The organism is Streptomyces sp. NPDC048643 (assembly GCF_040650615.1).
GTDB lineage: Bacteria > Actinomycetota > Actinomycetes > Streptomycetales > Streptomycetaceae > Streptomyces.
The window spans coordinates 161,661-173,305 of sequence record NZ_JBEZHO010000007.1; the positions used below are offsets into that span (position 1 = coordinate 161,661).

Sequence of the window (11,645 nt, forward strand, 5' to 3'; positions counted from 1 at the left end):
CGAACGAGCGGAACCGGCGTCGCTACTCGGCGCACGCGGCGGAGAGCGCCTTGCGTGTGCGCACAGGTTCGAACTCGGGCGAGGCGATGGAGAGGACCACGAGTGCGGTTCGGGCCAGGTGGGTCGCCAGCGCACGGGAGGCCGCCTTCGCGTCACGCGCGTACACCGCCTCCGCGATGGTGTGGTGCTGCGTACTCGTGTCCGCCTGCCATTCGAGCGGATTCCACGAGACGAACGCCATGCGGTAGCGCGTGGCGTGGTCCGACAGCAGCGCGAGTTCCCGTTCCAGGCGTGGGCCGGACGGGTGTACCAGCGCGCGATGGAACTTCTCGTGCGGGCACTCCCACTTTTCGACGTCGCCCGTGCGAGCCTTCTCGTCCATCTCCTGCAGCAATTCGTCGAGGTGCCGCAGATGAGCCTCGGTCATGCGCGGGACGGCGATCCCGATGGCCAGCGACTCCAGGCTGACGCGCATTGCGTACAACTCGTCCAGGTCGTCATCGCTGAATGCTGCCACGCGGGCCCGGTGCTGCGACTCCTGCTCGACGAAGCCCTCGCGTTGCAGAATCCTGAGTGCTTCACGCAGCGGGCCGCGGCTCACGCCGAGTTGGCGCGCCAGCTCGACCTGGGACAGGGGATCGCCGGCGCGCAGGTCACCGTGCATGATCGCGCGTCGGAGCGCGTAATGGGCTCTGCTCATCTCGTCGGGATGGGTCCGGCTCGCGTCGTCGGGGCGGGCGAACTTGTTCGCCGCCTCGGCTGACGGTGCTGTCATCGGCTGCAGGCCTTTCACGCGTCTCCATGTGGCGTTCGGATGTTCCTCGGAACCCGCCGGACTGGTAGTCAGCACAACGGTAGCCGACGCTCGGCGCAAGCCTGCCGACATTTGACAGCACGGCTGGACGAGAGGGGCGCGACGGCCCAGGGGCCGGTCAGGGTGCACAAGCGGTGTAGCTCCTAGGCTCCGCGACCCGTCGGCAAGATGTCAACATTATCGGTCCCCGGTGCCGGAACGTGAGCAAGCCGGACTGCACGTCGGCTGTCCGGCCGCCCTATCGCTCCTGGGTTCTCCCGAGCGCTCTGTCTACGAGGTCAGTGCCCCGGTCCGGTCGGAAGGTGTCCTGCGGCCCTCGGGCAGCGCGTCCCGGGCGGACCGGTGATCGTTGCCCACCACCGTGTTGCGGACCGCGCCCAGTCTCTCCACCTCGACCTCGACGGTGTCTCCCACCTGCAGCAGCCGGGGAGGCGTGCGGCTGTAGCCGACACCCGCGGGCGTGCCGGTCGCGAGCAGGTCGCCGGGGCGCAGGGTCAGGGTGTGCGAGATCAGGGACAGCGTGTCTCCGACCGAGTAGATCATGTCGTCGGTGGTGGCGTCCTGCATGGTCTCGCCGTTGACCCTGGTCCGCAGCCGTAGCCCCTGCTTCAGGTCGCCGACCTCTGCGGCGGGCACCAGTGGGCCGAGCGGGCCGGACCGGTCCCCGTTCTTGCCGAGGATCCACTGGGAGGTCAGCTTCTGTGCCCGGCGCGAGGTCAGATCGTTGAACGTGGAGTAGCCGACGACGGAAGACAGTGCCTCCTCGGGGGAGGCGTCGACGAGCGGTGCTCCGACCCAGGCGACGACCTCGCCCTCCCAGTCCAGCCCCTCCTCGTTGGAGGGCACGGGGACTTCCGCCCCGTCCACGGTCAGTGACTGCGGCCATCGAGCGAACAGGGTGGGGTACGGCGGCAACTCCTGGTCGCGGAAGCTGCCTTCGGCCGCGTGCGCGTGGTAGTTGAGGCCGATGCAGAAGACGCGCGCGCCGGGGAGGACGGGGGGGACCTGCTCGACCGAGGCGGTGGCGACCGTCGGCCCGGTGGGCGGCCTGGACAGATGTCCCGCCGGGTCGGCCCAGAAGTCCGCGAGTGAGGCGATGACGGTGACCGTGTCGCCCTCTTCGTCCAGGGCCGCGACCTCCACGTCGAACCCGCCGTGCGGGCGCCTGACACCCACGATTCTCATGAGATTCCCTTTCCGGTCTCCGCGGAGGGGCCCACGGAGCTCTTCTTTCGTCGTTGCCGATGTGCCGTGGGCGGCGGCGCCGCCCACGGTCAGGCCGAGTCGTGCGGGGACGGGCCGGTGTGGTCATGTGCGAGGTGGTGCTGAATCAGGAGGTCGGCGCCGAAGTCGTTGGACGGATCGCGCCAGACGCTGTGCACGTGATTGGCGTCGTCCTCGGCGTTGTCGAACTCGACCAGGGTGACGGGGCCCTGGATACGGAAGTAGTGCGGCTGCTCCATGGAGGTGCCGCCGGCCCAGGCGAAGTGCAGTTCGTCGACGCCACCGGCCGCAGCGATGCGGTCCATCTCACGGCCGACCAGCCCGGGGCGTGCTCGCTCGACGAAGTGGGCGAGCAGGTCGTCGAAGTGCGCGCGCTGCGCGGGGGAGAGGTCCCCGGCCCGGATACCGCGGGGGTGGGCGCGGAAGTACGCGAGGGCCTTGCGGTCGTCGTCGGTGATCATCGCGTCGCGGCGACCGACACCGTGGTAGGCGGGGTACTCGACGTCGCCGATGGTGGAGACGGTGCGGGTGACGAAGTCCGCCGGCGGCCGGGAGTTGATGACCGTCCGTTCCTTCTGCGTGCCGGTGAGGCCTTCCAGGAGGACGAAGGCGGCGTCCTCCTCCTCGCCGAGGATGCGGAAGGGGCCGAACCGGGCGGGCTCGGCACCGAGCAGGAACGGCGTGGCGCTGACCAGGTCGCCGTCGACGACGGTGACGTTGACCGACAGGTGGTGACCCACCAGCCGCCAGCCCCACGTGGTGTCGGGCTGCGGCTGACCGAAGAACGTGAGGAAGTAGCCGCGTGCGTCCCGGAAGGTGGCCGCGACGTGACCGAAGACGGGCAGGTTCAGTTCGCGGAGCACGTGCTCGTTCGACATCACCTGGACCACGCGGGCGTAGGCGGGGATCGACATCGACTCGGCGATCAGGCGGTGCGCCAGTCCCTCTTGATGGCGGTCGAGTTCACTCAGCGGTAGACCGCACCGACCGGATTCGGGCAGGAAGTTCCAGTGCGTTCGGCCGGAGTCCTCGTGAGGAAGCAGCACCCGCGCGCGCTGATCGCCGGTCAGGCCGTCGAAGAGGCCCATCGCCGCGAAGGTGATCGCCGTCGCGTCGAAGGAACCGCCCGGACGGGGCCGGTGTGCCGCCGGGAGTTCACCGTGCGGAGGCGGGTGTTGCGCGTCATGCCGATGTGGTGTCGCCGTCATGAAGGTCCATGCCTTTCTTCGTGGGGTGGTCCCCGACCATGACCAGAGGCGGCGTGTGCCCGGGGGGCGGCTCAGGCAGCTTTCCCTGAGAGCCTGCGTCGTACCGGTACGGGCCGAGGCACAGGAACAACACGGCGCAGACCGCGCAGGCGACGGCCAGCAGAAGCATCGCCGGCGTGTACGAGCCGTAGGTGTCGCGGCTCACGCTCACCAGCGTGGTCGCGGCGGCCCCGCCGATCTGGAACATCGAGAACGCGACACCGTAGATCTTGCCGAAGGCCCGGCGCCCGAAGTAGCGGGGGATCAGGTAGCTGAGGACGTCGAACTCGGCGCCGATCAGCAGTCCCGCGAGAGCCGCCGCGAGAAGCGCCATCGGTACGTTCGGTCCCGCCGCGAACAGCAGCACAGAGGCGATGCCACCGACGAGATACACCGCCATGACCTGCGACACCGTGAAGCGGTCCAGGAGCCACCCGGTCACGAGCCGCGCCACGATGAGCGCGACACCGAGCGCGACCGGCACCAGGTTCGCGATGCGCGCGGGGATCCCGGCGTCCAGCAGCAGCGAGATCTGATGGACGAGGACCGCGGAGCCGACGGTACCGAGGAGGACGAAAGCGGCAAGGACGAGCCAGAACGGCCTTGTTCCGGCCGCGGTGCGGAGCGTGTCGCCGCTGACCGGCCGCCCGGCGGTGCGCGCACGGGGTTCGGCGAGCAGGAAGTACGCCACCGGGAACGCGATGAGCGCGACCACTCCCAGCCCGACGTATCCCGCTCGCCACCCCCACGTCCCGATCAGCACCGTGGTCAGGATCGGGGCCAGCACCGTGCCGACGCCGATGCCGGAGTTGGCGACGCCCAGCGCGAGGCCGAGCCTGCGCTCGAACCAGCCCGCGGTGAGCCGCAGGTACGACACCGGCCACAGGCCCAGACCGCAGAGTGGGATCAGCACCCAGCCCAGATAGAAGACAGGCAGGCTGTCGGGCAGCAGAGCCATCGCCATCAGGGACAGCGCGAAGAACGGCGAGCTGCACAGGATCACCCGGCGACCGCCGAACCGGTCGACCAGTAAACCCTGCACGGGTGAGAGGAGCACCAGTGTGATGCTGAGGATCGAGGAGGCCAGGCCGATGGCGGACACGCTCCACCCGAACTCGCGGTGCAGCGGCGCGATGAACGCGCCGAACGTGGTGACCGCCAGGACGCTGGGACCGCACGCGAGACCGAGCGTGGACGCCATCGCCGTACGCCACCCCGACCTCGACTCGTCGGGCGGCTCCGTGGTCGTCTCGGCCTCCGGGGCGGGTCTTTCCGCTGTCATGTGAATCCTCCTTGATTCGTCGTGGAAGAACCCCGCCTCGCACGGGCGAGCCGAGTCGTGTTTGCGGTCGCCCGCTAGCGGACGGGCGATCCGAGCGCCTGTCGCAGGAGGTGGACGAAGCGCGGTATGTCGCGGTGCCGGCCGGCCGCGAACACGTAGAAGTCAGGGCGGGCCAGGAACGCCTCGCATTCGTTCTCGGCGAACCAGCGCTTGTAGGTGCCGTCGAGGTCGTCGATCACGCGTACGCCCGACACGTCGGCGACCACGCCTCCGATCTGCCAGAACCAGGATGCGTCCTCGTCATCGAGGGCTTCCGTGGGGTCCGTGACCCGGCTGATCAGCTGCCATTCGCCGCCGACGACATCGTCGAAAAGTCCGATTCGGTCGGCGAGTCGTACACGCCCCTGAGGCGCCAGGCGCCCCTCGGTGCCGGCGCCGTCGACGGTCAACGACGGCTTGCCCAGACGAGGGTGCGGGGGCTCCCGCGTGGCGGTATCAGGGTCGAACGAGCGTCTTCTCATCTCGGCGTCCCTGGCGGCGGCCCGGTCGACGTCGAGTTCACAGATGACCCGCCCTGCGGCCACCGCCTCGTCGATGATCTTCCTCACGTGACCCGTGCGCTCAGGGCCGTACGTGTCGAGGACGCCCGGTGCTGCGAGGCCGTGATGAACCATGCAGAGACGCCACGACAGCGCTCTCGCGTCCCGCAGTCCCGCGCAGAGCCCTTGGCCGAGGAAGGGCGGCATGAGATGGGCCGCGTCCCCGGCGAGGAACACGTTCTGCTTGCGCCATGTGCGCGCCCACCGGCCTCGGAACGTGTACACGGCTTGCCGTTCGAGCCGGGCGGTCTCCGGCGTCACACCCCAGGGCTCCATCAGCCGCCAGGCGGTGCTCTCCCGTCCCAGTTCCTCCACGCTCATGTCCGCGCGGCGCATGAACTCGAACCGTCGCCGCCCAGGGCCGCTGTTGACCGCGGTCGCGGGCTGCGCCGGGTCGCAGTACTGGGTGACGAAGGCACTCCACGATTCCTCGGCCAGCGGCTGGTAGTCCACCACCAGCCAGTCGGCCTCGAACCCCGAGTCGTCGACGCCGATGCCGAGCTCGGAGCGGACGGCGCTGTTGGCCCCGTCGGCGCCGATCAGCCAGCGAGCGCGGACGCGTACGATTTCGCCGGGCCGCTCCGTGGACGTCACCTGGACGAAGACCTGTTCGTTGCAGTCGTCCTGCTCCAGGGATTGGAAGGTCCATCCGCGGTGGACGGTGACGCCGGGGGTGGCGTGAGCCAGCTCTTCGAGGGCCGCTTCGAGTTCGGGTTGGTGGAAACCGTTCGTGTTGGCCCACCCCGACTCGGCACGCCTGTTCCAGTCGATGGCCTGGAGCAGTTCGCCCGCACCGTTACGGAACTCGTATCCGCCCCGCTCACCTTGGGAAGGCTCGAACAGGTCGGCATGGTCCGCCATGAGCCCCGCGGCCTGAAGGATGCGCAGCGCCTCGTGGTCGATGGTGCACGCCCGCGGCAGCTCATAGCGCTCGGGCCAGCGTTCCACGACGCTGACCTGCAACCCGGCCTGGCCGAGGAAGACAGCGGTCAGCAGACCGACGGGCCCGCCACCGACGACTATGCAGTCGACGGCCGGCCGTAGCGCGCCGTCGGCGTGCGGCGCAGGTGGCGTCGTCATGCGTGCGTCTCCCGGGTGCGGGTCTGGGTGCGGTGCGTCACGGATGTGTGCTCCGATCTCGTGGGGTCCGGGTGGTGCCGGTGTGTTTGTGGAGGCCGCTGTCCTGAGGCACGACAACGCATTTGGCATGGGGCGAGACCGCCTGCGCCTGCCACGCCGACGGCAGGTCGTCGAGAGGGAAGGTGCGCACGTCGACCCGCAGTTCGCCGCGTCCGAGGGAGGTCCACAGCCAGGTGAGCGCCGCCTCCTTGGCCCGCAGCGGGGTGTGCAGACCGGCGAAGCCGGAGAGGGTGAGCTGCTTTCCGCGCAGCAGCCCGGCGGGTAGGAGCGCGGTCGCGCCGGCCGGATTGCCGACGTTGACGATCCGCGCCCGTGGCGCGCACACCTGCAACGCCGCTTCCAGCGGCATCCCGTAGACGCCGTCGAGGACGACATCCACCGGGCCCGCCGCCGCCCGCAACCGCTCCGCCAGAGCCTCGGCACTCTCCTCCGCGCGCAGATCGACGATCGCGTCGGCGCCGAGCGCCGGCAGACTTTCCAGCGCACTGCGGTCACGCGCGACGCCGACGACCCGGCCCGCTCCGCGCCGATGCGCCACCTGAATCGCGAGCTGTCCGACCGCTCCCGTGGCGCCCAGTACCAGTACGGTCTCCCCGGAGCGGAGCCCGGCCTCCTCGACCAGCGGCATGAACGCCGCGGTGCCGGAGTTTCCGACGGCCGCGGCCTGGACCGGATCGATTCCCTCGGGCAGCGCCAGCACATTCTTGTCGTCGACGAGTACCTGGGTGGCGAGGGAGCCGGGAGTGTCGGGTGAGGCGTGGCACTCGGCGTAGACCCAGGAGCCCGGCTGGTACCGGTCGGAGGCGAGTACGACCCCCACGCACTCGCTGCCCGGCACGTACGGGGCTTCGTGACGCGCGGAATGGAACGTCCCCGACGCGATGACCAGGTCCAAGGGGTTCACCGGCGCGGCGACGACCGCCATGAGTGTGCTGCCGGGGGTGCGCGGCGGCAGGGTCACCGAGCTCACTCGCGGTGAGGCGCCCGGCGCGTCCACGACTGCGGCTCGGATCTCGCCATGCGCGTCGGTGGCGTCGTGCGAGCGTGTGCTGCTCATCGTCCGGCTTCCCTTTCTGCGAACGTCATGGGTGGCACGGGAGAGGGGTGTCGCCGGTGGCGAGGCCCGTCGATGCCTGGACCAGGGGACTCAGGAGCTCTTGCCAGGGGCGGGCGGGGCGAAGCGGTCCAAGGTGGTGATCCCCGCGAACTTGTGCGGCTGGGATCCGGCCATCAGCCGTCCGTAGTTCTCGGAGAGGGCTTCGAGGTTGAGAGCGCCGTGCAGGGTGATGACCCGTGCGTCGCGCCACGCTCGCTGGATGGGTTCGCTCTCCATGATCGCGGTCGAGCCGGAGTTCCTCTGGAGCAACTCGATCGCCTCCGCACACCACTTGGCGGCGTAGGCCGTCTCGACGAGGACGCGGGCGCTGAAGCGCTGCATGTACGCGCCGTCGGCCGGGGTGCCGGCGGCGGCGAGCGCCCCGAGCCGGTCGGTCTCCTCCGCGTTGGCACGGGTGATGGCCGTAGCCGACTGGATCTTGGAATGGACTTCGGCGAGCATCAGGTGCGTCATGGGCGCGTCCAGCTGGTTCTTGTACGTGGTGCCGCGCACGGGCCGCCCGGCGGAGCGATCGAGGAATCGCTCCAGCGCGCCCTGGGCGATGCCGATCGACATGCCGGCCATGAGGCTGAATGCCCAGCCCAGAGTGGGTGCCTTCCACAGGGACCCCGCGAGACCGTTGTCGAGGGTTCCGCCGGTGACGTCGCGGAAGTCGACTACGCGGTGCTCGGGTACGAAGAGTTCTTCTTGCACCAGCGTCGAGGAGACACTGCCCGTGCCCCGCATGCCGGCGACCTGCCAGTCATCGAGGAAGCGGAGTTCGTCGCGCGGAACCTGGACGCCCACCAGGTACGAGCCGTCACTGTCGTGGGCGATACAGCCGAGGTTGGTGTAGGGAGCCCAGAGAGAGTCGCTCCCGAACGTCCAGGGGCCGCCGGATATGATCCAGCCGCCGTCGGTCCGCCTCGCGCGTCCCCGTGAGGCCGGGAAGTGACTGGATGCGGCGACGCGGGGGCCGACCCATTCCGGCGCGTAGACCTCCTTGACGACGCGCGCGCCCGAACCCGCGGGGATCCAGTTCGTGGAGGCACCGACCCACACGATCCATCCGGCCGAGCCGTCCCACTTGGCCACCTCGGACACCACGTCGAGCTGCTGGCGCACGGTGAGTTCGTGGCCGCCGTACTCGGCCGGGCTGCCGATGGCGAAGGCCCCGGTGGCATCGAGCTCGGCGATGGTCTCGTCCGAGTGGCGCCCGGCGCGTTCCGCGTCCACGGCGCGTTCGCGCAAAGTCGGGCCGAGCGCTCGGACCTTGTCGAGGATCGATGCGAGCCTGTCGGGCGTGCCGGAAGACGCACTCATCGACGTCAACTCCTTTGTCGTTCGTCGTTCATGGGGCTTGTTGCGGGGAAAGGACATGAAGGAGCGCGGTCACGCGCCCTGCGGCGTAGGGCTGTTCAGTGCTGCCGAATCCGCAGCGGGCTTGTCCTTCAGGACCGGCAGGCTCTCGAGCCACTCCCGTACGGTGTCGGCGTCGGCGCCGAGGACAGGTGGTGGGCGGTGGTCGAGGCGAGTCGTCTCGGTCTCGGATCCCGCGGCATCGACGGCGAACATCCGCAGGGCCGAGCCCGGCAGGGTCACCTTTCCGACGCTCTGATGCTCGACGTCGATGAGGAGCCGTTGCGAGCGGGTCTGCTCCCACTCGTAGACCTCGTCGAGGGAGCGCACTCGGCCGGCCGGGACTCCGGCATCGGAGAGCCGCAGCAGCAGCTCATCCGGACCCAGTTCGGCGAACACGCCTTCCAGGAGTTCGGTGACGCTGTCACGATGGGCGACCCGGTCACGGTTCGTGGCATGATGGGGGTCATCGGCGCGGATGCCGAAGGCCTCACAGAGGCGCTGCCACATGGCGTCGTTCCCGCAGGCGATCTGTACGCTGCCGCCCGCACACCTGAACAGGCCGTAGGGCGCGATGGTCGGGTGGTGGTTGCCCTGAGCGGAGCCCACCTCGCCGCCCACGGTCCAACGCGTTCCCTGAAAGGCGTGGGCCGCGACGACCGAGGCGAGCAGCGAGGTGCGCACGATCTGTCCCCGCCCGGTGCGATCGCGTTCCCTGAGCGCGGCGAGCACGCCGAACGCGCCGTTCATGCCGGCCAGCATGTCGGCGATCGGCACTCCGATGCGCTGGGGGTGGTCCGCGTCCGGCCCGGTGAGTGACATCAGTCCCGCCTCGCCCTGTGCGATCTGGTCGTACCCGGCGCGATCGGCCTCGGGGCCGTCGTGTCCGAACCCGCTGATCGACAGCAGGACCAGACGCGCGTTGAGTTCCATGAGCCGTTCGCCGCCGAATCCGAGGCGACGCATCCCCCCGGGCTTGAAGTTCTCCAGCAGCACGTCCGCCCGCTGAATCAGCCCGGCCAGTACCTGCGCATCCTCGGCACGCTTCAGATCGAGCGTGATCGACTCCTTGTTCCTGTTGCAGGACATGAAGTACGTCGATTCCGTGGAGCCGTCGTCGGTGTCCACGAACGGAGGTCCCCACGACCTGCTGTCGTCCCCGGAAGGACTCTCGACCTTGATGACACGTGCACCGAGGTCCCCGAGCATCATCGCTGCCTGGGGTCCGGCGAGCGCACGGGACAGGTCGACGACGAGCAGTCCGTCCAGAGGCCCGTTCATGACCGGGTCCCAGCAGTTCCGTTCGCCGACGCGGCCGTGGGGTTGGGCCGGATCACCAGCATGCTCGCGGGCAGTTTCGTACGGTTCTCGACGCTGCGCGGCGTCGAGGCCGTGAGCCGCACCGCGTCCAACGGGTGCAGATCGTGGGTGTCGCCCTCGGCATCGACCGTGAGCGTTCCGGTCAGGACGATGTACAGCGTCTCCGCGGGGACGGGGGACATGTCGGCGCGACCGCCGGGGAGGTAGTGGGACAGGACCGCCGTCACGGCGCCGTCGTAGTCCTCGCCGCCGAAGAGCTGGACGGGGCCGACGCCGTGGTGGCCGGCTGGCTGGAAGGGCTGGGTCTGAGAAAGCCGGGTGATATCGATCGGCACGGGCGTGAACTCGATTCTGGCGGGGCTGTCCGTCGGGGATGCGCGCCGGCCGAGATCGCCGGATGCGCGTGAGGCAGCAGGGCGGAAGCCACGGTGCCTGCGACGCACCGTAAGAGCGATGCTCGCAAAGTGTCAACATTTAGAGCGCGAAACCTCGTCGCCGCCCTGTCGCGCACCAGCGTGCCCGTGATGACGCTTCCCAATATAGGCCGCGCAAGTGCACCTATGCCTCGAGAAGAGTGGGGTCGTCGGTGCTGACGCCTGCCGTCGGGCGCGCTTGACGGAAGCGACCGATCATTACCCTCGTCCAAAGTGTTGACAGAAAATGTGGCAGCTCTCAATGATGGTTCTCAGGCCGCCAGTCCGTCCGACCGCGCCGAGCCGCTTGAACGGCGGGAGTCCGACGGCTGCTTCACCCTCACGACGACAGGCACACGGTCGGCCGCGGGGATCCGCCGCTACTCGACGGCTTCTGCGGCATAGGGCGACTTCCAGGACGAGGAGCTCAACCATGTTCGATCTGCCCGGCAGCCAATTCTTCGTCTCCTGCGCGCCCGAAGCCTCGGTGATCACCCCACGTCAGCGGCTTCACCCGCTCGGCCACGACTGACGCGCGAGCACGCCGCACGCGTCATAGGCCCTCTGTCTGGACCGACCGCGTCGGTCGCCCTGGCTTCCGACATCCCACAAGAAGAGGACACACGCATGATCAACGAAGACAAGGCCGCCATCATCGAGGCGCTGAACATGTACGCCTTCGCGCTCGATGCGCGGCAGTGGGACCTGTTCGATCGTGTCTTCACCGAAGACGTGGAAGCTGTCTTCGGTCCTGCCGGAGCCGCCTGGATCGGCCGCGCCGAGTTCAAGGCCTCTTTTGCCGCGTTCCACGACAGCCTGGACAGCCACGTCCACACGATGATGGGTCAGCTGGTCGACGTCGACGGTGACACGGCGCACGCCTTCAGCTACGGGAACTGGCTGCTCGTGCGCGAGGCGGCCGAAGGTGGACCGACCTGGACGGGCACCGGCTACTACGACGACGAGCTGGTCCGCACCGACGAAGGCTGGCGCATCAGGCGGCGCGTCTGCCGACTGCTGTCCTGGACCGGCAACCCCTCGGTGCCCGAGCCGCAGCGCGAACACCAGCCCGACATGAACGCGATCGGCCTGCACCAGTTCGCCGCGAAGGGCGACATCACGTTCCTGAAGGCCATCACCAAGAAGTAGAA

10 protein-coding genes are annotated in these 11,645 nt (G+C 69.1%); 1 reads left to right on the forward strand and 9 read right to left on the reverse strand.

The window, feature by feature from the left end:
• Positions 1 to 22: 22 nt before the first annotated feature.
• From AB0C62_RS09855 to AB0C62_RS09895, 9 genes are all read right to left on the reverse strand, one after another.
• Positions 23 to 775, reverse strand: coding sequence for a GntR family transcriptional regulator (locus AB0C62_RS09855; protein ID WP_355882262.1), 753 nt, complete (start codon positions 773 to 775; stop codon positions 23 to 25).
• A gap of 309 nt (positions 776 to 1,084) precedes the next feature.
• Complete coding sequence (locus tag AB0C62_RS09860; protein WP_362971336.1) at positions 1,085 to 1,999, reverse strand: fumarylacetoacetate hydrolase family protein; 915 nt, start codon at positions 1,997 to 1,999, stop codon at positions 1,085 to 1,087.
• A gap of 89 nt (positions 2,000 to 2,088) precedes the next feature.
• The gene (locus tag AB0C62_RS09865; protein ID WP_362971338.1) at positions 2,089 to 3,246 is read right to left on the reverse strand and encodes a DUF3500 domain-containing protein; all 1,158 of its coding nucleotides are present in this window, start codon (positions 3,244 to 3,246) and stop codon (positions 2,089 to 2,091) included.
• Positions 3,221 to 4,567: an MFS transporter gene (locus AB0C62_RS09870; protein WP_362971340.1), complete on the reverse strand. Its 1,347-nt coding sequence runs from the start codon at positions 4,565 to 4,567 to the stop codon at positions 3,221 to 3,223. The genes AB0C62_RS09865 and AB0C62_RS09870 overlap by 26 nt, the downstream gene beginning before the upstream one ends.
• A gap of 74 nt (positions 4,568 to 4,641) precedes the next feature.
• Positions 4,642 to 6,246 (reverse strand): bifunctional 3-(3-hydroxy-phenyl)propionate/3-hydroxycinnamic acid hydroxylase, encoded by a 1,605-nt coding sequence (locus tag AB0C62_RS09875; RefSeq protein ID WP_362971342.1) that lies wholly within the window; start codon positions 6,244 to 6,246, stop codon positions 4,642 to 4,644.
• A 37-nt stretch (positions 6,247 to 6,283) separates the two neighbouring features.
• The gene (locus AB0C62_RS09880) at positions 6,284 to 7,363 is read right to left on the reverse strand and encodes a zinc-binding alcohol dehydrogenase family protein (RefSeq protein WP_362971344.1); all 1,080 of its coding nucleotides are present in this window, start codon (positions 7,361 to 7,363) and stop codon (positions 6,284 to 6,286) included.
• A gap of 90 nt (positions 7,364 to 7,453) precedes the next feature.
• Complete coding sequence (locus tag AB0C62_RS09885; RefSeq protein WP_362971346.1) at positions 7,454 to 8,725, reverse strand: acyl-CoA dehydrogenase family protein; 1,272 nt, start codon at positions 8,723 to 8,725, stop codon at positions 7,454 to 7,456.
• Positions 8,726 to 8,794: 69 nt separating this feature from the next.
• Entirely contained in the window at positions 8,795 to 10,042 is a 1,248-nt protein-coding gene (locus tag AB0C62_RS09890) for a CoA transferase (protein WP_362971348.1), read from the reverse strand.
• Positions 10,039 to 10,416, reverse strand: coding sequence for a cupin domain-containing protein (locus AB0C62_RS09895; protein ID WP_362971350.1), 378 nt, complete (start codon positions 10,414 to 10,416; stop codon positions 10,039 to 10,041). Before AB0C62_RS09895 ends, AB0C62_RS09890 begins: the two co-directional genes overlap by 4 nt.
• 705 nt (positions 10,417 to 11,121) lie before the next feature.
• Here AB0C62_RS09895 and AB0C62_RS09900 point away from each other — a divergent pair.
• Entirely contained in the window at positions 11,122 to 11,643 is a 522-nt protein-coding gene (locus AB0C62_RS09900) for a nuclear transport factor 2 family protein (protein ID WP_362971352.1), read from the forward strand.
• Positions 11,644 to 11,645 lie beyond the last annotated feature (2 nt).